The sequence below is a fragment of the Arthrobacter globiformis NBRC 12137 genome, from assembly GCF_000238915.1.
Lineage (GTDB): Bacteria > Actinomycetota > Actinomycetes > Actinomycetales > Micrococcaceae > Arthrobacter > Arthrobacter globiformis.
Window position 1 is genome coordinate 13,519 of sequence record NZ_BAEG01000083.1, and the last position, 21,865, is coordinate 35,383.

General features: G+C 64.2%; 24 protein-coding genes. 17 read left to right on the forward strand and 7 right to left on the reverse strand.

Annotated elements, in window-relative coordinates; translation table 11 throughout:
* Positions 1-6 precede the first annotated feature (6 nt).
* Positions 7-897 carry a potassium channel family protein gene (locus tag ARGLB_RS15735; RefSeq protein ID WP_003804378.1) on the forward strand — a complete coding sequence of 297 codons (891 nt, stop codon included), beginning with the start codon at positions 7-9 and terminating at the stop codon, positions 895-897.
* A gap of 159 nt (positions 898-1,056) precedes the next feature.
* Here ARGLB_RS15735 and ARGLB_RS15740 read toward each other — a convergent pair whose 3' ends face one another.
* Positions 1,057-1,554 (reverse strand): hypothetical protein, encoded by a 498-nt coding sequence (locus ARGLB_RS15740; protein ID WP_139023371.1) that lies wholly within the window; start codon positions 1,552-1,554, stop codon positions 1,057-1,059.
* A gap of 491 nt (positions 1,555-2,045) precedes the next feature.
* Here ARGLB_RS15740 and ARGLB_RS15745 point away from each other — a divergent pair, with 491 nt between their 5' ends.
* Positions 2,046-2,909, forward strand: coding sequence for a sugar phosphate isomerase/epimerase family protein (locus ARGLB_RS15745; protein ID WP_003804383.1), 864 nt, complete (start codon positions 2,046-2,048; stop codon positions 2,907-2,909).
* Between the two features lie 88 nt (positions 2,910-2,997).
* Here the strand turns inward: ARGLB_RS15745 and mmuM are convergent, their stop codons facing one another.
* A complete protein-coding gene (mmuM, locus tag ARGLB_RS15750; protein WP_003804386.1) occupies positions 2,998-3,957 on the reverse strand; it encodes a homocysteine S-methyltransferase in 960 nt (319 codons plus the stop codon).
* A 138-nt stretch (positions 3,958-4,095) separates the two neighbouring features.
* On the opposite strand from mmuM, the gene ARGLB_RS15755 reads away from it, so the two are divergent.
* The 3 genes from ARGLB_RS15755 to ARGLB_RS15765 are packed head-to-tail and all read left to right on the forward strand — an operon-like array spanning position 4,096 to position 6,139.
* Complete coding sequence (locus ARGLB_RS15755) at positions 4,096-4,581, forward strand: hypothetical protein (RefSeq protein ID WP_373279129.1); 486 nt, start codon at positions 4,096-4,098, stop codon at positions 4,579-4,581.
* Positions 4,578-5,330: a cyclase family protein gene (locus ARGLB_RS15760; RefSeq protein WP_003804390.1), complete on the forward strand. Its 753-nt coding sequence runs from the start codon at positions 4,578-4,580 to the stop codon at positions 5,328-5,330. The genes ARGLB_RS15755 and ARGLB_RS15760 overlap by 4 nt, the downstream gene beginning before the upstream one ends.
* 32 nt (positions 5,331-5,362) lie before the next feature.
* On the forward strand, positions 5,363-6,139 hold the full coding sequence (locus ARGLB_RS15765) for an IclR family transcriptional regulator (protein ID WP_043419432.1): 777 nt from the start codon (positions 5,363-5,365) through the stop codon (positions 6,137-6,139).
* Here the strand turns inward: ARGLB_RS15765 and ARGLB_RS15770 are convergent.
* Complete coding sequence (locus ARGLB_RS15770; RefSeq protein WP_003804392.1) at positions 6,136-6,936, reverse strand: IclR family transcriptional regulator; 801 nt, start codon at positions 6,934-6,936, stop codon at positions 6,136-6,138. The genes ARGLB_RS15765 and ARGLB_RS15770 overlap by 4 nt on opposite strands.
* Positions 6,937-7,061: 125 nt before the next feature.
* Positions 7,062-8,501 (reverse strand): amino acid permease, encoded by a 1,440-nt coding sequence (locus tag ARGLB_RS15775; protein WP_043419433.1) that lies wholly within the window; start codon positions 8,499-8,501, stop codon positions 7,062-7,064.
* Between the two features lie 294 nt (positions 8,502-8,795).
* On the opposite strand from ARGLB_RS15775, the gene ARGLB_RS15780 reads away from it, so the two are divergent.
* Positions 8,796-9,848 (forward strand): homoserine dehydrogenase, encoded by a 1,053-nt coding sequence (locus ARGLB_RS15780; RefSeq protein WP_003804395.1) that lies wholly within the window; start codon positions 8,796-8,798, stop codon positions 9,846-9,848.
* On the forward strand, positions 9,841-11,253 hold the full coding sequence (locus tag ARGLB_RS15785; RefSeq protein WP_003804396.1) for an aldehyde dehydrogenase family protein: 1,413 nt from the start codon (positions 9,841-9,843) through the stop codon (positions 11,251-11,253). Before ARGLB_RS15780 ends, ARGLB_RS15785 begins: the two co-directional genes overlap by 8 nt.
* A gap of 5 nt (positions 11,254-11,258) precedes the next feature.
* Here the strand turns inward: ARGLB_RS15785 and ARGLB_RS15790 are convergent, their stop codons facing one another.
* A complete protein-coding gene (locus tag ARGLB_RS15790) occupies positions 11,259-11,726 on the reverse strand; it encodes an Lrp/AsnC family transcriptional regulator (protein ID WP_003804398.1) in 468 nt (155 codons plus the stop codon).
* Between the two features lie 76 nt (positions 11,727-11,802).
* Here ARGLB_RS15790 and ARGLB_RS15795 point away from each other — a divergent pair, with 76 nt between their 5' ends.
* From ARGLB_RS15795 to ARGLB_RS15800, 3 genes are all read left to right on the forward strand, one after another.
* Positions 11,803-12,534: an HAD hydrolase-like protein gene (locus tag ARGLB_RS15795; RefSeq protein WP_050934381.1), complete on the forward strand. Its 732-nt coding sequence runs from the start codon at positions 11,803-11,805 to the stop codon at positions 12,532-12,534.
* 112 nt (positions 12,535-12,646) lie between these two features.
* Positions 12,647-12,796: a hypothetical protein gene (locus ARGLB_RS23685; protein WP_175305011.1), complete on the forward strand. Its 150-nt coding sequence runs from the start codon at positions 12,647-12,649 to the stop codon at positions 12,794-12,796.
* Positions 12,797-12,854: 58 nt separating this feature from the next.
* Positions 12,855-13,832, forward strand: a complete 978-nt coding sequence (locus ARGLB_RS15800) for an SAM-dependent methyltransferase (protein WP_003804400.1) — start codon at positions 12,855-12,857, stop codon at positions 13,830-13,832.
* 22 nt (positions 13,833-13,854) lie between these two features.
* On the opposite strand, the gene ARGLB_RS15805 is transcribed toward ARGLB_RS15800, so the two are convergent.
* A complete protein-coding gene (locus tag ARGLB_RS15805) occupies positions 13,855-14,430 on the reverse strand; it encodes a flavodoxin domain-containing protein (RefSeq protein WP_373279126.1) in 576 nt (191 codons plus the stop codon).
* Between the two features lie 157 nt (positions 14,431-14,587).
* Here ARGLB_RS15805 and ARGLB_RS15810 point away from each other — a divergent pair, with 157 nt between their 5' ends.
* The 3 genes from ARGLB_RS15810 to ARGLB_RS15820 all read left to right on the forward strand — a co-directional run bounded on the left by ARGLB_RS15810 (position 14,588) and on the right by ARGLB_RS15820 (position 17,011).
* A complete protein-coding gene (locus ARGLB_RS15810; protein WP_003804402.1) occupies positions 14,588-15,664 on the forward strand; it encodes a glycerophosphodiester phosphodiesterase family protein in 1,077 nt (358 codons plus the stop codon).
* A 193-nt stretch (positions 15,665-15,857) separates the two neighbouring features.
* Positions 15,858-16,286, forward strand: coding sequence for a DUF3592 domain-containing protein (locus tag ARGLB_RS15815; RefSeq protein WP_003804403.1), 429 nt, complete (start codon positions 15,858-15,860; stop codon positions 16,284-16,286).
* A gap of 56 nt (positions 16,287-16,342) precedes the next feature.
* Positions 16,343-17,011 (forward strand): hypothetical protein, encoded by a 669-nt coding sequence (locus ARGLB_RS15820; RefSeq protein ID WP_003804404.1) that lies wholly within the window; start codon positions 16,343-16,345, stop codon positions 17,009-17,011.
* Positions 17,012-17,129: 118 nt separating this feature from the next.
* Here ARGLB_RS15820 and ARGLB_RS15825 read toward each other — a convergent pair whose 3' ends face one another.
* Positions 17,130-18,083, reverse strand: coding sequence for a 2-hydroxyacid dehydrogenase (locus tag ARGLB_RS15825; RefSeq protein WP_003804405.1), 954 nt, complete (start codon positions 18,081-18,083; stop codon positions 17,130-17,132).
* A gap of 234 nt (positions 18,084-18,317) precedes the next feature.
* On the opposite strand from ARGLB_RS15825, the gene ARGLB_RS15830 reads away from it, so the two are divergent.
* From ARGLB_RS15830 to ARGLB_RS15845, 4 genes are all read left to right on the forward strand, one after another.
* Positions 18,318-18,770: a gluconokinase gene (locus tag ARGLB_RS15830; protein ID WP_245531555.1), complete on the forward strand. Its 453-nt coding sequence runs from the start codon at positions 18,318-18,320 to the stop codon at positions 18,768-18,770.
* Between the two features lie 165 nt (positions 18,771-18,935).
* Positions 18,936-19,568, forward strand: a complete 633-nt coding sequence (locus ARGLB_RS15835; protein ID WP_003804407.1) for an RraA family protein — start codon at positions 18,936-18,938, stop codon at positions 19,566-19,568.
* 48 nt (positions 19,569-19,616) lie between these two features.
* The gene (locus ARGLB_RS15840) at positions 19,617-20,966 is read left to right on the forward strand and encodes an MFS transporter (RefSeq protein WP_003804408.1); all 1,350 of its coding nucleotides are present in this window, start codon (positions 19,617-19,619) and stop codon (positions 20,964-20,966) included.
* Between the two features lie 89 nt (positions 20,967-21,055).
* Positions 21,056-21,859 carry a LamB/YcsF family protein gene (locus ARGLB_RS15845; RefSeq protein WP_003804409.1) on the forward strand — a complete coding sequence of 268 codons (804 nt, stop codon included), beginning with the start codon at positions 21,056-21,058 and terminating at the stop codon, positions 21,857-21,859.
* Positions 21,860-21,865: the final 6 nt, after the last annotated feature.

A 21,865-nucleotide genomic window follows, 5' to 3' on the forward strand; every position in this document is an offset into this window, starting at 1 on the left:
TGGGGCATGAACTTCTGGGACGTCTTGTGGACGGTGGTGGGAGCCGGGCTGATTCTGCTGATGCTCGTCGACGTCTTCCACACACTGCTTTACCCGCACGGTTCCGGCCCGGTATGCAGGACCATAATGCACGGGTGCTGGCGTCTCTCCCGGATATCCAGAGGAGGAGCCTCCTCCGTCGCGGCGCCTGTGGCCATGGCTGCCGTCATCTTCGCGTGGGCCGGCATGGCCATCCTGGGCTGGGCGCTGCTCTACCTCCCGCACCTGCCGGAGGGTTTCATCTACGGTGCGGGGGTCCCCCGGGAGGCGGATTTCCTCGAAGCCGTCTACCTCTCCATGGTCACTCTTTCCACTGTCGGGTTCGGGGAAGTCGTGGCGGGATACCCTCTGCTGAGGCTCGTCTCGGCCGCCCAGGCCGTCACAGGATTCGGTCTGCTGACGGCCACGGTTTCCTGGATTCTTCAGATGTACCCAGCCCTGAACCGCCGTCGGGCACTTGCCCACCAACTGAACCTGTTCCGGGAAGCGGCAGCGCCTGGCGACCCGTTCTCAATGGACGCAAGCCATGCTGCCGCACTGCTCGAATCGCTGTCCGGCAGCGTCGCCGCCGTCAGCATCGACCTGCTCGCCTTCCACGAAACGTACTATTTCCAGGAAGTCGAGCAGCGGGGTTCCCTGCCGGCGACGGTCACCTATGCGCAGGAACTCGCGTCCGAAGCCAAGGCCAGCGATCACCCCGATCTCCAGTTTGCCGGGCGGATGCTGGAGGCCGCGTTGGAGGACCTCGCGAAAGTTCTCCGCGGCCGGTTCGGGCATGCCGGAACCACCTCCTCCGAGGTGTTCGAACACTATTCCACGCACCACAGACACCGCCGGCCCCGTGAAGGGGCTGATTAGCGGGCGCCTGAGTCTTCACGCCAGCCGAGCCCTCTGGCGCGAGCATGGGTGGACCCCGGGCCTCGTTGCCGAATGGCGTGGGGGCTGGCAAGCCCCTCGCCCGTTGGGGCGAGGGGCCTCATCTTTGGCGGATAAAAGTCCAGCAGAGCCTTCTCCGGGTCAGTTGATCGGCGTGCCGCCGCTAAAGGTCCCCGGAATCGCAAGGGTCGCACCGCTGTCATCATCAGTGATGGAGATAGCCGTGTAGGACACCACCGTCAGGGTCGCCCTTTGGCCGGACGGGCAATCCAAAACAGTGGCGGCAGCCGGTGCGCTCAGCGTGAGCGATCCGGTGATATTGCCGTTCTTGTCGGCCTTGAATTCTCCGCTTGTGGATACCGCGGTGTTGATTGTTGTCTTCTTGGGGTCGTTCGGGTTCTTGCCGCCATTGTTGACACACTGGTAGGTCGCGCTCAGGGTCGCTGAAACCGTCACGGTTTCGGTGGCGCCGGACGGAAGACCCGCCTCCTTGAACTTGACCACCAGGCTCGTTCCCGAGAGGCTCGCGCTGGTCGCATTTTTGATGAAATGTGGATTTCCGGCCTGCGCGGGACTGGCGAGGACCAATAGAGCTGTGAAAAGGGCGGCGAAAAGGGCAAGAATACGCTTCGACATCATTGTCTCCAGATTCTGGGTAACGGTTTCAGACCACGGCCCATCGTCGAAGGGCTGGCGTCGCCAGCTTTTCGATGCGGGATGTCGTCCTGATGATCGGGACGATGGACTGGTTCCCCCAGTGGACCGGGCAGCGGGTCGGCGAGGGCTGCTTGTTATTCCAAGGCCGCCGACGCCTCATTTTTTATGCGCGGAACCTTGTCAGATTCCTGTGGTCATGTGTCTTTTCAATGGACTAAACCCCTTCTTTGGGGAGAACCCACGGGTTAAACCCCTCATTCGGGGGAAGAGCCCATGCGTTAGACCCCCCGTTCGAGGGGGAGACCCCTCTTGCTAAACCTCTTGTTTGAGAGGATTAGCGCCCATCCTTGGTTCTGCGGGCATTGACCGGCATCATATGTAATGACAAACTTACAAAGTTCACATTCCGCCCGGTTCCTTCCCGGGCCGGGGCCCGCATGCTGCATAGGCAGCCGCCTTCCAGAGAGGAAAACATGAAGATCTCCATGAATTCGACGGCTGCGTTCCACGGAACCACCGTGCGGGACATCGCGGTGGCCAAGGCCGCCGGCTATGACGCCGTCGAATTGCAGACGCCCAAGCTGTTCCGGTTCCTGGACGCCGGCTATACGGGACACGACTTGGTGCCGCTGCTGGACGGATTCCCGGTTTCCGGTGTGGGCGCCATCCAGGAAGCACCGGACGAGGAGTTCAAGCGTGATGCCGTCCGGCTCTCCGAGGTGGCAAGCATTGTGGGCGCGCCGTTCGTGCAGATGTGCACCGGACCGGTGGACGTACGGGTCGTCAAGGAGTTCCGCGCCGGTAGCCTCGGCGACAACGATCTGCGGTTCCGCGGCGCGCTTGGGCTCACCGACAAGGAGGCCCTGGCCGACACCGCGCGGCGGGTCGCGCTGGCCGCGGACATCGCCGCCGACCACGGGGTGACCCTGTACCTCGAGCCGCTGGCCTGGTCCCCCATCAACCGGGTCAGCCAGGCGCTGCAGATCTTCGAGACCATCGACCGGCCCAACGCGAAGCTGTGCGTGGATTTCTGGCACTTCTGGGCCTCGGGCGACACCCCCGAAGAGATCGCCGCCCTGCCCGCGGACCTGATCGCGGCGGTGCATGTCTGCGACGGCCTGCACGTGCCGCCGGGCGAGGTGCCCGACCAGTCGGTCTCACGGAACGTCTGGACCGGGGCGGGGAACATCCCGCTCCAGGAGTGGATCGACGCGTGCAAGTCCACGGGCTACGACGGCTGGTACTGCCCGGAAATCTTCTGCGACAAGGTGGCCGAGCTCGACGACGTCCTCGTCGCCTCCACACTGCGCAACACGGTCCAGATGCTCCTCGCCTGACAGTTCTGCGGCAGGCCTGCGATGCCGTGTGGCTAGCTGAGCAGGAATCCTCTGACGTTTCTGACCGACGGGGGTTGAAGCCCGGCCGTTAAGGACTTTCTGTCAGCATGGCCACGGCGGCTATGTCCTCCGGGGTCGTTCGGCAGCACCCGCCAATGAGCCGGGCACCAAGTTCACGCCAAAGGGCGGTTCCTTCCGCAAGGCTTGCGGCATGGTTACCATCAGGTCCTCCAATGGCCGTGGCCGGCCGCCATGTTTTACTGACGGCGTCATAGCTTTCGCCGGAATTTGGATACGCGATCAGGGGCGTGTCCGTGGCTTTGCGCAGGGCGCCCAGGGATGGGGCAACCAGCTCCAGCGGCACACAGTTCACGCCAATGGCCACGACGGACGGTTGCGCCCTGCTGAGCTTTGCCACCTGGGCAAGCGGCGTGCCGTCGCTGATGTGCCCTCCGTCCCGGAGTGTGAAGGAGAGCCAGCCTTCGACGTCGAACTCTTTCATGAGTTCCACCAGGGCCTCGGCTTCCGGCAAGGACGGCAGCGTCTCACAGGCAAGAAAGTCTGCTCCGGCGTCCACCAACGCGGCAACTCGCGGCCGGTGGAACTCCAGGAACTCGTTTCGGCTGAGGAAGTAGTCTCCCCGGTACTCCGACCCATCGGATAGGTATGCGCCGTACGGACCGACCGATCCTGCAATCAGGAGGGGGCCCGCGCCCGGGTTTTCGGCCAGGTGCTCGCTGCGGGCTTCGTCGGCCAGACGCACACTCAATGCCACCAGTTCCAGGGCCTCTTCTTCGTCAATGCCTCGCCGCGCAAATCCCTGCGGTGTGGCCTGATAGCTCGCCGTGATAGCGACCGCGGCTCCCGCGCGGAAGTAATCACGGTGCACATGCTTGACGAGCTGCGGCTGTTCCAGGAGGACTTTAGCCGACCATAAAGGGTCGTCCAGATGGCAGCCGTGCGCTTCCAGTTCGGTGGCAAGGGCGCCGTCCACGGTCAGGTTCGCTCCGGCATCAAGCATGCGGGAGAGCTTGGTGTTACTGGGCATCGTTTGGGCTCCAAGCGGTTCGTACATCCATGCCTGTCCGGCACGAGGCACCGGATACACGTGTAATTGCACGATGAATATGGTCATAATAAGCATCTTTCAATGCTTGTAATGATCATCACACCGTGCCACGATGGCATGCAAACACGTTACGAACTGATCTGGAGCCTTCCCTTGAAGATTGAAATGAAAGCAGTACGCAAGCTGCGTGTGCATTGGCCCGTAGCGTCGGAAACCTTCTCACGCCTCGCCCGCGGCGACGCAGAAGCCTTCAAAGACGAGGCTGGCATTACGGCCCTGCTCGACGCTGTCGCTGCATCCCCGGACCTCGGGGACTTTGGCAACTACCGGCATGTCTTCGAATCCGGCTTGGGCTTTGAGGGGTTCACCTGCGCTGAAGGCGCCAGCCCTACGTTGGGGCAGGTTGGTCAGCAGACAATTTCGCCGACCCTGGTCTTGACGACGTATTTCGATGCTGCGCTCGACGACGCTGCCGTGGAACGCTTGCTGCAGCACATCGTGGATATCCATCCTTGGGAGGTACCCGTCATTGAGCTGACAGGGCCAATCGGGGTTTCCAACACTGCCCTTCCGGCGTTGGTTGAAAGCCAGGCCACGTCATGACTCAAGTCACCACAACCGCCCTCTGGGACGGCCTGCAGACACTGTTTGCCGGCAGATCATTCACCGACCTGACGCACGCCTTCCACCCCGGCCAACCACACTTCCCAGCCTTCCCCGACGAAATCAGAGAAGCGGTCTTCGACCTGGAGAAAGGTGACGGCTTCACCGCTCACCGCTACTCGATCATCGGACAATGGGGAACCCACGTTGATCCTCCCTCGCATTTCATCTCAGGGGGAAGGACCCTGGACCAGATTCCGGTGGAGGAGATGGTCCTTCCGCTGGTCGTCCTGGACATCACCGAGCGCGTCACCGCTACTGCGGACGCCACTCCCCGGATGGAGGACGTCCAGGCCTGGGAACGCCGGAACGGTGTCATCCCGTCCGGGGCCTTTGTGGCATTGCGGACAGGCTGGAGTGACCGTTGGCCTGACGCTGCCGCCATGGCAAACAGGGACGATCACGGTGTCAGCCACACGCCGGGCTGGTCGCAGGAGGTCCTCTCCTTCCTGATTGAGGAGCGGTCGGTTACCGCCGTCGGTCATGAGCAGACGGACACGGACCCGGGACTGGCCACATCCCGCCAGGATTTCACACTGGAGACCTACGTCCTGGCGCAGAACCGGTGGCAGATCGAGCTGATGGCGAACCTGGACGGACTTCCAGAAGCGGGTGCTGCCCTCTTTGCCACCTGGCCCAAGCCACTGCGGGGCAGCGGTTTTCCTGCCCGGGTCTTCGCCATCCACTAGGAGGCGTTCCTCCAGTGACTAGAATCGGACCCATGTCTAAGACATCCAGCATGGGCCGGGGAATTATGGCTCTCCTAGCGGTGGGCTCCCGCAACGCAGAAGGCCTGTCTGGCGGAACGGTCGCTGACATAGCAACCGACCTGGGCAAGGACCGCAGCCAAATCGCGCGCAGCCTGCGGACGGCCCAGCAGGAGGGGTTTCTGCTCCGCAAAGACCACCGGACCTACGCCGTCGACTGGTCGCTCCTGACGGACGCGCAGCTGTTGTCCGAACAACGCCTGCAGACCGACGGCGCCACCGCGCTGGCCGGCTTGGCCCGTGAAACTGATGAAGGATGCTTCCTTGGAATTCTGAGCGGAGACAGCACCGTCACCATCGGTGAGCATGTTCCGGCAAGCAGCAACATGATCGGTTCGTGGCTGGGCCGGCCCTATCCGGCCTACTGCAGCGATGCCGGCCAGGCTCTGCTGTGGGAAGCGTCGGACGACGAGGTCCGGACCCTTTTCTCAGGTGTCGCTTTCGTGCGCCATGGCCCCAATACACCCGTTGACGCGGAGGACTTCCTGTCACGACTCCGCGCGGCCCGGGCACGGGGATACTCCATCGTCGACGAGGAAGCCGAACCCGGGCTGTATTCCGTGGCCGTTCCGATTCGGGACTTCAAGGGCGACGTGGTGGCAGCGCTGCAGGTCGTAGGCGCCAAGGCTCGCCTGCAGCCGAGGTTGGAGGCCTGCGCCACGGCCCTGGTGTCCTGGGGAAGGTGGCTTGAGTCCATGCTGGGTCAGGTCCCGCTGCAGAACGTGCCTTAGCTGGCAAGACCGTTCCGGCCAGCGCTGTTCCGCGTGCCGCCCTGGCAGGACCCCAGCCGTTGTCCTGCTTCCCACAGGGCCTTGGCTACGTCATCTGCGCCGGACGTGATCTCGGCCCGGCTGCCCAGGACGCTGAGCGCCGCAAGAATAGAACCCTTGGCGGTGCGTACCGGAACCGCCAGTTCGTAGACCCCATGCTCGAACTCTTCCTCCGCCACAATGAATCCCCGCGCCCGGTCGCGGTCCATCAATTCGACGACTTCCTGCGGCGAATGGGCCGCCCCCGGGCCGCCTACGCCAATGAAGTTGACGTCCGCAAGGAGGGCCTCAATGGCGGGCTGCTCCTCGTCCCACAGCAGGGCCCGGCCGGACCCGGTGCACCACGCGGGTGTCACCATGCCGGGTTTCACGAAGCTGCCGGGAACCGCGTCATTGCTGGAGGTCCGCAGGAGAATGACGCGGAAGCCCTCCCGGACGGAAAGTCTGGATCTAAGGCCGAATGAGGCCACCAAAGCCTCAAGTTCGGTTTTTGATTCCCGGACCCAGCCGGTATTCAAAGCGGCAGCCAGGCCGAAAAAACGTGGACCGGTCCGGAATGGCCCGCGTTCGACGCGTTCCAGCAGTCCCAGCTCACACAGTTCCTGAGTCAACCGGGAGACACGGCTTTGGTCCATTTCCAGCTCGGATGCGATCTGGGAAACGCCGAGTAGCCGCCTCCCCCGCTTCTCCCGGTCTGCGACCAGCCGAACTATCCGAAGGCCTTGGGCCATGGATGACGCTTCCGAGGAAGAATCCATGCTCCGTGCTCCTTCCGCCTGATAACTACGCCTATTCTCACATGCCCCCACAGAACGCCGAGCTTGGCGGCGGGCGACGAAAGCCTCCCGCCGCCAAGCTACGTGGACGATAGTTCGTGACGGCGTCAGGAGGGCTGGTTTGCGCGCGCCTTGCGTCCGTACTTGAAGTAGAAGAAGGCATAGCAGGCGCCAACGAAAGTGAACCCGAAGTAGAGCGCTGCCACCTGGTTCGGGTCATAGGCGATGCCGACGAGCGAGATGAGGCAGAGCGAGAAGGCCAGGATCGGCACCAGCGGGAACAGCGGGGCCTTGTAGGGAAGCGCAGCGACATCACCGCCGTTTTTGACAAAGGATCTCCTGTGGAAGAAATGCGAGGCGGTGATGGACATCCAGACCCCGACGACGGCGAAACCCGCCACCGATACGAGAGCCAGATATACCGTTTCAGGCGCGACGACGCTGCTGATGAGGGATGCCAGGCCACCGAGCATGCTGACGGAGAGTGCAGTCATGGGAATACCGCGCCGGGTCAGCTTCTTCAGCGCCCGGGGCGCTTGCCCTTCGTCGGCAAGGGAGTAAAGCATCCGTGCGCAGGAGAAGAGGCCGCTGTTACCGGCTGAAAGGAGCGCGGTGATGATGACGAAGTTCATGATGTCGGCGGCGTAAGGAATGCCGATGGATGAGAAGACCGTCACGAACGGGCTCTCATCCAGCCCGATCTGCTCGAAGGGGATGGTGGCGGCAATGACAGCGATCGCCCCGACGAAGAAGATCAGCAGACGGATGACGGTGCTGCGCATCGCTTTGGGGATGCTGGTGGCCGGGTCAGCGGTTTCGCCCGCCGCCACACCGATGAGCTCTGAACCCGAGAAGGCGTAGAACACCGCAAGCGCAGTGACCAGGACACCCGTGAAGCCGTTGGGGAAGATACCGCCGGAAGTGTTGAAGTTCTCAAACATGCTGGGGTGGTTGGCCGCCTCGCTGAGCGGGTGGAAGCCGAACAGTGCCGCCCCGCCGAAAACGATGAGAACCACAATGGCGCCGACCTTGACGATGGCAAACCAAAACTCAGATTCGCCGAAGAATTTCGAAGAAACCGCATTGAAGCCGAAGAGGACCGAGGCGAAGATAAGGCACCAGACCCAGACGTCAACACCCGGGAACCAGCGCTGCATCAGGAGACCAGACGCCGTGAACTCCGATCCGATGGCCACCGCCCAGCAGAGCCAGTAGAGCCAGGCTGTGGTGAACCCGGTGGCCGGCCCGATCGACCTCGCCGCGTAGATGTGGAAGGCCCCCGAGACCGGATAAGCGATGGCAAGTTCACCGAGGCAGGCCATCACGAGGTACACAACAAAAGCGCCAATGAGATACGCGATGACTGCCCCGAGCGGCCCGGCCTGGGAAATGGTGTACCCCGAGCTCAGGAAAAGTCCGGAGCCGATCACCCCACCCATGGCGATCATGACCAGATGCCGTGCCCCCATGGACCGCCGGAGCCCCGAATCGGTCGACGGCGGAATGGTGGGCTGAGGTTCCAGCTGGACAGGTGGTGACGGTTCCATGGTTTCTCCCAAGGTGAGTGGCGGTTCTGATGCGGGGATGCGCATGTGGCCCGGCGTGGGTCAAGGCGATTCGGGCTGCGCAATAGCGACAGTGATGAAAGTAACACGAATAGGCCGTTTTGGTCGTTAAAAACATCTTTGCATGCCTATGTTGAACGCAGGTTACGTTCCGGTACATGACGAATCGGCAGGAGGATGGTCAGTTCGCCCTGCTTTTCGGTCACAATCACATGCCTGACGGACATGGAATGCAGTCAGCATTAGAGGACCGATGTACCTGACTGAAGGAGCACCATGACCACCTACGACATTGCGTTGATCGGCTTCGGCGGCGTCAACAGGACGCTGGCCGAACTGATCAATACCCGTGGTGAGAAACTTCGTTCCGAACTTGGCTTCGACCTACGGGTCGTGGCCATCACCGACCTGCGTCTCGGATCCCTGGTCCAGCCTGAAGGCGTAGACCTCTCCGTTGCCCTCAAACTGGGCGGCGACAATGAAACCTTTGCAGCGTACGGCGGATCCGCAGACACCAACAACGAAGCCGTGATCCGCAACTGCACCGCGGACATTATCTGCGAGGCCACCTTCACTAATCCCGACGACGGCGAGCCGGCAGTTTCACATGTGCGCTGGGCACTCGAATCCGGCAAGAGCGTCTGCACCACAAACAAGGGCCCGGTCGCCCTCCGCGGCGCCGAACTGAGCTCCCTTGCCGAACAGAACGGTGTGCACTTCGAGTTCGAGGGGGCCGTCATGAGCGGCACTCCCGTCATCCGCCTGGCCAAGAAGATGTTCGCCGGGCTGAAACTGAACGGCTTCGAAGGCATCCTCAACGGCACCAGTAACTACGTGCTCGGGCGGATGGAAGACGGACTGGACTTCGACGCTGCCATCAAGGAGGCGCAGGAACTCGGCTACGCCGAAGCAAACCCCGCAGCCGACATCGAGGGCTACGACGTTCAGCTCAAGGTCCTCATCCTTGCCAACGAACTGCTGGACGCCGGCATAGAGCTCAAGGACGTTCATCGGCAGGGAATTTCGAGCATGGCGCCGGAAGATCTTCGGAAGGCAGCCCGCGCTGGGCGCCACTGGAAGCTCGTCGGCGCGGCACGACGGAATCCGGACGGGTCCGTGACTGCAGGCGTATCCCCTGTAGCGCTCCCCCTTGATCATGGGCTGGCCGGGGTTTCCGGCGCGACCAATGCCGTGTCCTTCGAGACCGATCTTCTGGGCGCTGTAACCATCTCCGGACCGGGTGCCGGGCGCGTGGAGACCGCCTACGCGCTGCTCTCTGACATCATCGCCATGCACGCAGCCAGGACGGAGGTAGCCGCAAATGCCTGAGTCCATGCTGTGTTCGACAGAAACCCCGCTGCCACAGTTCCGTGACGTGACGAGCCCCTACGACGGCAGGGTGGTCGGCGCGGTTTCGCTGACCGGAGCCACCGCCGGCAACGCCGTGATCGAAACGGCCCGCGTCGGCGCCCGGAAGGCACGGGCCCTGGCCCGCGCCGCACGCGGGAAGATCCTGGATGGTGCCGCAACGGAGATCGAACAGCGCAGCGAGGAGTTCGCGCTAACGATAGTGTCCGAGGCCGGGAAAACGATCCGCCAGGCACGGAAGGAAGTGCTGCGCGCGGTCAACACGCTCCGCCTGTCCGCTGCCGAAGCGCGCCGGAACGCAGGCGAAGTCATCCCCTTCGACTCCTATGAAGGCTCAGAGGACCGCACCGGGTGGTATTCGCGCGAACCACTGGGCATCATTGCCGCGATCACCCCGTTCAACGACCCCCTCAACCTGGTGGCGCACAAGATCGGCCCGGCAATCGCCGGAGGAAACGCCGTGATCCTCAAACCCTCTGCGCTGACGCCGCTGTCAGCCCAGCTGCTCGCGGACGTCCTCGTGAGCTCAGGGCTCCCGCCGGAGGCCCTCACACTCGTCCACGGCGGCCGGGAAATGGCCGAAACAATCATCGGGTCGCGGGACGTACGAATGGTGTCCTTCACCGGGGGATTCTCCACGGGTGAAAGCATCGCCCGCACGGCGGGCCTGAAGAAGCTGTCCATGGATCTCGGCGGAAACGCTCCCGTGATCGTCCTGGACGATGCCGACATCGAAGACGCAGTGGAATCCTGCGTCTCCGGAGCATTTTGGGCCGCCGGCCAGAACTGCGTGGGGGTGCAGCGGATTCTCGTAGCCGCCCCGGTGTACGGCGCGTTCCGCCGGCACTTCCTGGAGGCGACGGCCAGGTTGGTTGCCGGAGATCCTTTAGATGAACGGACGGACGTCGGGCCCATGATCAGCCAAGCTGCGCTGCAGGAGCTCCAAACCAAGTTGGACGAGGCCCTCGGCGCCGGCGCTGTCCTTCTTGCAGGCAATGTCACGGACGGCAGTGTGCTCCACCCGACCGTCCTGGAAGGGGTCCCGACGGACAGCCGGCTGTGGCGGGAGGAGGTTTTCGGGCCTGTGGTCATGTTCCGCCAGTTCAGCACGTTCGAAGAGGCCATCGAAGTCGCCAACGCCATCGAGTTCAGCCTTCATGCGGGCATCTTCACCGACTCCCTGGCCAGGGCCATGGACGCGGCCCAACAGCTCGAAGCAGGCGGCGTCATGATCAACGACTCCTCTGATTACCGCTTCGACGGCATGCCGTTCGGTGGGGCCAAGTACGGAAGCATGGGCAGGGAGGGCGTCCATTTCGCGTATGAGGAGATGACCCAGCCAAAGGTCATCTGCATCAGGAACTGATCGCTTCACTCGGTGGCGCGGGCACCTCCGGGGGCCCGCCTGATGTAACTGGACAGCGTCATGGCCGTCACCGTGTCCGTGACACCGGGAATGGCCGCAATCTGCTCCCAGATCTCCTGAACCCTCTCCAGCGACCGGGCCTCGACCCTCACCAGCAGATCAAAGTCACCGCTCACGACATCGCACAAAACCACTTCCGGAATCGACCGCAGGACCGTGATGACGTCCGACCCCCGCACCCGGTCCTTCCTGTAAACCATGAGGAAGGCGGACACCGACCCCTGCCCCGGCGGACCGGCAACGATCGTGTACCCCTGGATATACCCTTGCCGCTCCATCCGTTCGATCCGTTGGCGTACGGCGTTCCTCGACAGCAGGACTTTGGTCGCCAGCTCCGCGTGGCTCATCCGAGCGTTCTTCGTTAGCTCCGCAAGAATCCTCTGGTCTATCTGGTCAAGACTCACTCGATCCATGCCTACCCTTCACACCAAAATTTTCCCCGGCACACCCGGAATCGAACCAACTCCACGAGCGAAAGCACCCGAAAAAATGACACTTATGCAGCAAGATCGCCCACCTCTCACCGGCATTAGCTGCGTCCTGTTCGACATGGACGGAACGCTGCTGGATTCAGCCCCGGGCGTTACGGCAAGTGCTGCCCGAGCCCTGGCAGCCGTAGGCGCGCCGGTCCCCCCGATGGACAAACTGCGCCAATTCGTCGGCCCGCCGATGATCGAGTCCTTCAGGACAGTCTCAAAGTTGGACGAGATAACCGCCCAAAGGGCCCTCCAACACTACCGCAAGGCATACGCCGACTACGGCGCCGAGCAGTCCAGCCCATACGACGGGATCATCGAACTGCTTGACCACCTGCACTCGGCCGGCATGCCGATGGCTGTCGCCACATCCAAGGTGGAAGATCAAGCCGTAAGACTCGCGCGAAGGTTTGGAATCGAAGGCCACTTCATCAACATCTGCGGGGCGTCCGACCGCGATGGAAGAGCGAGCAAGGCAGAGGTCGTCGCCGAATTGCTGTTCCGCCTTCAATCCGAAGGCGTAGACATCTCCAGTCCCGTAATGATCGGAGACCGGAGCTACGACATCGCCGGAGCCGCCCAATACGGAATCCCGACAATATTCGCGCTCTGGGGCTACGGGGACGCTGGGGAAGCGTCGCAGGCGGCAGCCGTTGTCACGTCCGCCGCAGATCTGCTGCCACTCATCGTGACCAATCGCCGCCTGTCGGACAGATATACGAAGACGTCCTGCGCTGCGATGTGAGCACACGGATACAAGAACGAAACGTTGAATCGATGCGCTGAAACATACCGTGGCTACGCTAATTCCTACCTGAAAGAGGGTCGTCCGCACCCTCGATTGAAAGGAAATAGCCATGCTTTGGAATACCTTGAACCTGTTCTTCACCACGCGCGCTGACGGGAACTCCCAATTCGGCGAGTCCGCGTCGAATACCGATTTTCCCAAGGGTCAGCTCACGTCCGCCGCTTGGGAAGGCTGGTGGGACAGCGCCGCGCAGGTCTGACAGGTCCCACCCGGAGTAGGCTCACCGAAAAGGGAACCAGCGAGCGGGAGGGTATGGCGTGACCGAACAAGGACGCAGTACCGAACTTGAGGACCAGGGGCTGCCACTGACGGCCCTGGCCGTGGCCGCGGGCCGCGCCGTCGAGACCTCGCGGGCCGACCAGCTCGTGGCGGATCCCTTCGCCTCGGCCCTGGTGGTGGCCGCCCGCTCCCACCTGGACCTGCCGACGGTGTGGCCCGCTCAACCGGCGGAGGCCCCTCCGCTGCAGCAGCCACTCCTGCTGGCCTCCATCTACATCGGCATGCGGACCAGGTTCATCGACGACTTCCTGCAGTCCGCCCCTGCCACCACGCAGACAGTGGTTCTCGGCGCCGGGCTCGACACCCGGGCCTTCCGGCTGCCATGGCCAGAAGGCGCCAGAGTCATTGAGGTCGACAGCGCCAACGTCCTGGAGTTCAAGGCCCATGTGCTGAGCCGGCTGTCCGCGGAGCCGCGGTGCGAGCTGATCACCCTGGCTGCGGACCTTTCCCTGCCGTGGCGGGAGGGGCTCCTGGCTGGCGGTTTCGACCCGGCGCAGCCCACCACGTGGGTCCTCGAAGGCCTGCTGCCGTACCTCGATGCTGCGGCCCAGCATGCAGTGCTGAACGAAGTTGCGGTGTTGTCGGCGCCAGGTTCGCGGGCGGTCATTGAGCGGGCAGTTGCCCTTCCCAAAACTGACGGCATCGAGGCCAAGCTGCGCGAGTTCAGCGAGCAGACGGGCCTGCCCATGAGCGAACTGCTGGCTCGGGCCGATCCGCAGGACCCAATCGAGCTGCTCGAAGCAGCGGGCTGGCGCTGCACAGGACACACCGTTGAGGAGCTGTGTTCGACCTATGGCCGCGTCCTGTCGCTGGCCGCTCCCGACGCTGCCGCTCCCGTCGCCGCAGGACCCGGCGTTCCCGGGCCAGACCTGACCCGATCAGGCGGGCCGGCACCGGAACAGCAGCCGACCCCCGACCAGTCCCGGGGTGGATTCGTCACCGCGTGGATGCCGTAGGCCCGCGGCCAATCCTCCAAAACTATTCCGGCTCAGCGCCCGACGGTGCGGACGAAGCAGGCTTCGCGAGTTCGGCTGTCACCTGATCCGTCCAGGCGTCGACGGCGGCCCAGTCTCGCAAGTCTCCGAAGCGGCCGCCGGCGAGCCGGAACAGCCCCCGGAGCGGCGCCGATAACTGGCTGGCCTCGTAGACCCCGGAAAAGACAGTGTGGCCGCGAAGCTGAACTTCCTGGAACTGCGTTTCTTCCAGACGTTGCTGTTGCAGTGCAGCACCGCGCTCGCGGAACAGCTTTGGCAGGCCGTCGGACATCCCCACGCTGAAGGCCCAGACGGGCCGCTTGGCGAGCTCGGGCGCATGCTGTGTGAGGAACTCCGAAGCCGGGGGCAGCCACGCCTGATTGTGGATGGCGCTGCCGATCACCACAGCCTCGTAGCCGAAAACGGATTCGATCTCCTCCACAGACCGGCACTCGACCTCGCCCAGGGCCACCGCCATTCGTGAGGCCACATGTTGGGCTATCTCCCGGGTGGAACCCAGTGCACTCGCATAGGCAACAAGGACAGTCATGGTGGAGCCTCCCGTCTTTCCTTTCTCCATTCTGATGGAAGATGTCCCGGCTGGAACCTGGCGTACGCCCGGCACTGCCGTTAACCTCACCGCCACCTGCCCGCATGCCGCTCGCCACCTGGCCTCCCTAGGGTGAACGGGTCGGCGGCTCAGCGCCGGCCACAGCCATCCGGGAGGAACCAAAACCATGCGCAAAGTCCTGACCGCAGCAGCCGCCGTCGCGCTTTTCACCACAGCGATTGCCTCAACGGCGGGCACCGCCGTTGCCGCCCCGAGGGCGGACGCCGGCCCGCCGTCGTCGAACGCGGCAGGAACTGCAAGCTCCCCCATAAAGACGAACGAGCGCAACGGCTCCTTCGACCTGCAGTCGCACCGCGGCGGCCGCGGCGAGTGGACCGAAGAATCCCTGGCCGCGTTCGCGAACTCGCTGAAGCTGGGCGTGAGCACGCTCGAGCTGGACACCCACCTGACCGAGGAAGGCAAGGTCATCGTCTGGCACGACGACACGATCCAGGCCAACAAGTGCGTGGACACCTCTCCCGCCACGCCGGGTGACGCCGAGTTCCCGTACGTCGGCGACCGCGTGGCCGACCTGTCGCTGGCGCAGATCAAGACCCTGGACTGCGGTTTCAAGCAGCTGCCCGGCTACCCGGAGCAGGACGTCATCGAGGGCAACCGCATCGCCGAGCTCAAGGACGTGTTCCAGCTGGTCCGCGACTACGGCGCCAAGAAGGTCCGCTTCAACGTGGAAACCAAGGTGGAGGATGGCCAGGCCGGCGGCGAGGGCTCGGTGGCGCTGACCAAGGCCGTGGTCACCGAAATCTACATGGCGGGCATGTCCGGCCGCACCACCGTGCAGTCCTTCGACTGGTCCACGCTGAACTACACGAAAAAGATCGCCCCGCAGCTGCCGACAGTGGCTCTCTCGAGTGGCGACGCGTGGCTGCAGGTGGGCAGGCCCGGCGCGGCGCCCGAGCTCGGCGGCATCGACATCGACGACTACGACGGCTCCCTCGCCAAGGCAGCCAGGGCCCAGGGCTACGATGTCATCTCCCCCGCTTTCGCCTCCGTCACCCCGAAGATGATCGCCGAAGCACACGAATTCGGCCTGCCCGTCATCCCGTGGACCGTGAACACCACCGCGGACATGGCGCGCCTGATCGACCTCGGCGTGGACGGCATCATCACCGACTACCCCACCCGCCTGCGCACCCTCATGAACGGGCGCGGCCTGAAGCTCCCGCAGGCTTACGGCAAACTCTGATCGAGCCTGGGCCCACGCCAGGCGGGTTCCCTGAGCAAGTTTGCGAGCTTAGGGTGCTGGTGGGGAGCGAGATCAAAGTTTCGACAGTCGACCACCAGGACGTACGACGGCGGGCCGCGGGCATCCGCTGGCGCGGCAGGATGCCCTAAGCAAGGCAAGCTGGCATACTGCTTGGTGAGCGTTGGGGGATCACTTGAAAATCGTGCTGTACGTCGTCTGGGCGCTGTTCGTTGCCGGCGCCATCTACTCCGTCATCCACGCGGCCAGGAAGACCAGGCGGCACGAACAGCTGACAGCCGGTTGGCCACGCGTGCAGGCCACGGTGACAGGGAGCCGCGCCGGCTGGAGCGGAGGTACCGGCAACATGACGAGAAACCGGCGCTTCTGGCCCACGTACCAGTTCACCGACCCGCACGGAACGCTGTTTGTGGGCGAGTCCGAGGTCTCGTCTGCCGAAAAGCCCTTGCCCGGATCGCCGATAAACATTGCCTACAACCCGGCCAACCCGAACGAGTCTTTCCAGCCCTCCTCCGAAACGAGAACCGCGCTGGGCTGCCTGATACCGTTCTTCGCCGTCTTTGCCGCCGCCCTGTTCTGGTTCATCGGCGTCTTCCCGCTCTGACCTGGCATAAACGCCGGGCAGTGGAAATTTCAGTCAAACAACAACAGGGGGATTGTGTGAATATCGTGGGACTGCGTAAGCCCGGGCAAAATCTGGCCGCACCCCGGCCAGGAGGCGGGACCGTCGCCGCCGCTCTGCTGACAGTCGGCCTGCTCCTGACCGGATGCACTGTGACCAGTGGGCCGGGGACGCCGACAACCACCGCCACCCTAGCCCCCGGTGCCTTCTCCACCCTCGATGACGCCGGCGTAGAACAGATCAAGGCGAGCCGGACCGCCAGGCTGGACATGAGTTCCGGCACCCTGGAAAAGGCCGCCGTCAACGTCGAGGCCACCGCAAATTTCGGTCCTGAGATCAATACCCGAGGCGACGGGAAGATCAGTCTCACGATCGTTGGCCCGACCGGGGAGGTCACCGGAAAGACGGACAGGATCCGCTTCAATTCAGGAAAGACCCGGACCGACTTCAGCGAAGTCACCTACTTCCTCACCACGGATTCCAGGGAGGAGTTCTACGGGCTCATCCGCGATGGCGTGGAGCGCTACGGCATCGACAAGGAATCCGCCGAGAACTGGATCAGTTCCACGGAGAGCGATCCCGGAGACAGGAGCGACTTCTCCATTACCTCGGGCTACGCCACCGGCCTCGGGGTGAACTACGACCTGCGCTACGACGGCTCTAAAACCACCCAGGTCATCATCGTCCATGTCAGTCCGGCCGCCTGAGCCCGACGGCGGGGCGGCCGCCTTCATTTCCCATGCGCCGGTTTTGCCAAATATGGCCGCTCAAACGCGTCACATGCGACCATATTTGGCAATTCACCCCGACGTGGTTTCGACAGGCTCAACGAGCGGCGGAGAACGGCCCTTCCTGGACGAGGTTGGCCGGGCGGTTGCCTGCGGCGAGGGCTTCGAGCTGGCTGGCCAGGAGCTTGACGATCCGCGGCTCGAAGGCTGAGGCGTTGCCGCCGATGTGGGGCGTGACCAGCGCGTTCTCCGACTTCCACAGCGGGTGGTCGCTGGGCAGCGGTTCCGGGTCCACGACGTCGAGGGCGCAGTGCAGCCGTCCGGACACGACCTCCGCGGTGAGGGCGTCGGTGTCGACGACGGGCCCGCGGCCCCCGTTCACCACCAGGGCGCCGTCCGGCAGTGCCGACAGGACGTCGGCGCTGACCAGCCGGTGCGTTTCCTCGCTCAGGGGCGTCACCGCCACGAGGACGTCATGCGACGCGGCCAGGGAAACGAGCTCCGCCGCAGCGTGAACTTCACCGTACGCATCCGTGCGGGCACTGCTGCCCACCCGCGTCAGTTCCACCTCGAACGGCGCCAGTCGCTTGGCGATCTCGTGCCCGATCCCGCCGACGCCGAGCAGCAGTACCCGGCGGTCCGCCAGTGACCGGCGGCGCTGGGGACGCCAGCTGCCGGTCTGCTGGTCCCTGGCCGCCGCGTCGATCCCTCGGAGCTTGGCCAGGATGAGCCCGACGGCGAGTTCGGCGGTCGCCGCAGCATGCACACCCGCAGCGGTGGCGACGGCGGCCGCGGGACCTGCAGCCTCCGGCACGCCGTCGTACCCCGTGGACTGCGTCTGGACCAGCTGAAGGTTGCTCGCCTTGCTCAGTGAACCCAGCACGGCACCCGCATCGATGTACGGCAGGACCACCGCGTCAATCTCCGCCAGGGCGGCGTCCTTCGGGTCAGATTTCAGGTCCCAGATGGTTCCCCGGATGCCCTCCGGGAGGGGCGACAGGCGGTCGAGGAGGTCCCGGTCGGGAAAGCTGACGGTGCGGATTGACGGCATGAGGCGTCCTTTTCGTGAGTGGCAGATTTCGGAAAACGGTCTGTTGACCACCCGACTCGGATCTGCGAAACTTTTCTCATATGCGACCTTCATCGCATTCGGATGCAGACGTGGCAAGGGTGCCGCGAGAAGGATTCATCAATGACGAAGACGACTTTTCCACCCCTGGTGGTCATGGGCGTATCAGGGTGCGGCAAATCTACGGTGGGCAGCCTGCTCGCCTAGCGCCTCGGCCTGGCCTTCATCGACGGGGACGACCTCCACCCCGCGGCAAACAAGCAGAAGATGGGCGCAGGCGTGCCCCTGAACGACGACGACCGCCGCCCCTGGCTTGCCGAGATCGGCAGGACCCTGCGGGACGGTGCCGGCGCTGATGGCGGCGTCGTCGTGGCCTGCTCGGCCCTCAAGCGCCGCTACCGCGACCAGCTCCGGTCCGAGGCGAGCGAAGTGCTGTTCCTCCATCTCAGTGGCGACGCCGAAACGCTGAGCCGGCGGCTGGCGGGCCGGCAGCACGAGTTCATGCCCGCTGCCATGCTGGCGTCCCAGCTCGCCGCCCTTGAGCCGCTCGACGCCGACGAGCAGCACATCCTCCTGGATATCGGCGAGTCCCCCGCTGCCCTCGTGGAGCAGGCGCACCACGCCCTAACGGAGCCGGGCGCCGTCCGCCCCACCCGGACAAACACCTAGCCACCACCCCCGCCCGTCCGGCAAGCCCTGCCCGGAACCTTTTACATCCCCGAAACAGAAAACGCTTGACGGATGGAAAAAGAAACGCGAAACTTTTCTCATATGTGATTGGCATCTCAAGTATTGCCACCGCATTCCACCCCTCCACACCAAAGGCTGAACCCCATGGCAACAACGCTCGAACTCACCGTCCGCACCGCACAGTGGACCCGCCCGTCCCGGGAGCTGGTCAAGGCTTTCGAGAAGTTCCCGGTGGCCAACATCGGCGACGCGATGGAACGGCTGGGCCTGGTGGACGGCAACATCAACCCCGTCTGGGCCGGCGCGCACTGCGTCGGGTCGGCACTGACCGTCCTGGGTGCGGCCGGGGACAACGCGGCCGTGATTGAAGCGCTGAATTACATCGAGCCCGGCGACGTGGTGGTCATCAACGGCTTTGGCCACGAACACCGCGCACTGGTGGGCGAGCAACTCTCCCAGCGCTTCGAGGCTGCCGGCGCCACCGGAGCAGTCATCGACGGCTACATCCGCGACCGTGCCACCATAACGGACATCAAGTTCCCGGTCTTCGCCCGGGGCACCACCCCCGCAGGCCCGTTCAAGAACGGCCCCGGTGTCATCGGCGAGCCGGTGGCCATCGGCGGCATCGTCTGCTCCCCCGGTGACATCGTCGCCGCCGACGACGACGGAGTCGTCATCATCCCCCAGGCCCGCGCCGCGGAGATCCTGGAACGCGTCATCGAAGTCGCCGCACACGAGGCCGAAATGACGGCCGAAGTCACGCGCGAATACAGCTAACCCAAGCTTCTCCCACCACCGGGACCCTCCTAGACTGAGAGAACTCCAATGACTAATTCATCGACGGATTCAGTGGACCTCAACACCGCTCAAGTACAGGTCGTCACAGCCGACGGCAAGATGGTGCGGAAGGCAACCTTCGCCGGCACCGCGGGCTCCTTCGTGGAGTGGTACGACTACGGCATTTACGGCCTTCTGACCACCTACCTGGCCATCAACATCATGGGCTCGAAGGACCTCGGCTCCCTGCTGCTGACCAACGTCGGCTTCCTGGTCAGCTTCCTGGCCCGCCCGTTCGGCAGCGTGATCTGCGGCTACCTGGGCGACAAGCTGGGACGCAAGAACCTGCTCGCCGTGCTCCTCCTGCTCATCTCCGGCGCCACGGCCTGCATCGGCCTCATCCCGTCGTCGTCCGTCATCGGCTGGGCCGCGCCGGCCCTGCTGATCCTCTTCCGCATCCTGCAGGGCTTCTCCGCAGGCGGCGAAGTGGCCGGCGCCATGGCCTTCGTGGGCGAATATGCCCACAACCGGCACCGCAACTACAACATGAGCTTCATCGCCGTGGGATCGTTCTGCGCCCTGCTCTTCGGCAGCGCCCTGTCCGCCGCGCTCATCACCACCCTCGGCGACGCCACCATGGAGTCCTGGGCCTGGCGCATCCCGTTCCTGTTCGCCCTGCCGCTGGGCTACGTGGGCTACTACATCCGCTCCAAGATGGAGGACACCCCCCATTTCGCCGCACTCCGTGACCGCAACCAGGTGGAACGCAACCCGCTGCGCGCCGCGCTGACGTCCAAGCGCCACCTGAAGGCCATCGCCCTGACCATCTTCCTCCCGGCAGTCAACGGCCCCGGCTACTACCTGCTGTTCGCCTACATGCCCACCTACCTGAAGACCCAGCTGGGCACCGGCAACAACTTCAGCATGGTCCAGGCCCTGACCGTCACCGCCTTCAGCCTGGTGGCCATCATCATCTCGATCCCGCTCATGGCCCGCCTGTCCGACCGCATCGGCCGCAAGCCCGTGCTGGCATTCTCCGCAGTGCTCATGGCAGTGGTGTCCTACCCGATGTTCGCGATGATCACCACCGGCAACATGGTCCTGGCCTGCGTCGCCACCGTGGTCATGGCCATCGCCTTCTCCGGACACGCCGCCGTCGTCCACACCGTCCTGACCGAAATGTTCCCGACCACCGTGCGCTACAGCGCCTACAGCATCGGGTTCAGCATCAGCACCATCATCTTCGGCGGCAGCGCCCCGCTGGTCATGACCGAGGTCATCAAGGCCACGGGCAACAGCATGGTCCCCGCCTACGCCGCCATCGGCACCGCCATCATCACCCTGGTGTCCGTGTACTTCCTGAAGGAAACCAAGGGACTGCCGCTGCAGACTCACTAAGCAAAGCACGACGGCGGCCTGCCGCCCTTGCCGGCCGGCCGCCGTCGTCGGACCATAAGCACCACAACCTGAACCACCGGGAGCAAACCTTGAGCATCAATTCAGTGGCCGTCGTCGCAGACCTCGGCGAAAGCTACGGCAACTACACCATCGGCGACGACGACGCCCTGCTGGGCCTGGTCACCGCATCCAACATCGCGTGCGGCTTCCACGCCGGCGACCCGCGCGTCATGGACGCCACGGTGAAGTCCTGCGTGGAGCGCGGCATCGAGCTCGGCGCCCACCCCGGATACCCGGACCTGGTGGGCTTCGGCCGGCGCCTGATCGAAGCCAGCGAGGAGGAAATCCGCACCGACGTTCTGTACCAGATCGGCGCCCTGGACGCCTTCGCCCGCATCCACGGCGGCAAGATCAGCCACGTGGCCCCGCACGGCCGGATGGGCAGCATCGCCCAGACCGACGCCAAGCACGCCCGCGCCATCACCGACGCCATCAAGGCCTACGACCCCTCCTACATCGTGATCTGCCAGAACGGGCTTCTGGCCGACGAATCCCGCAAGCGCGGACTCGAGGTGGGCTACGTGTTCCTGGCCGACCGCGGCTACGGCGAGGACGGCATGCCCGTCTCCCGCAACACCGAGGGCGCCCTCCTGCACGAACCCGAGGAAATCGGCCGCCGCGTGGTCCAGGTGGTCACCGAAGGCACCGTCCGCGCCGTCACCGGCAACGTGGTCCCGCTCGGGCACGACGCCGACGTTGTCCTCCTCCACGGTGACCACCCGCAGGTCCTGGAGAACGGCACTGCGCTCCGCAAGGCACTGGAGGCCGCCGGCATCAAGGCCACCGGCCTGCAGGAAGTCCTCGCCGAAAAAGCACGTCTGGCCGCGGCCTAAACTGCC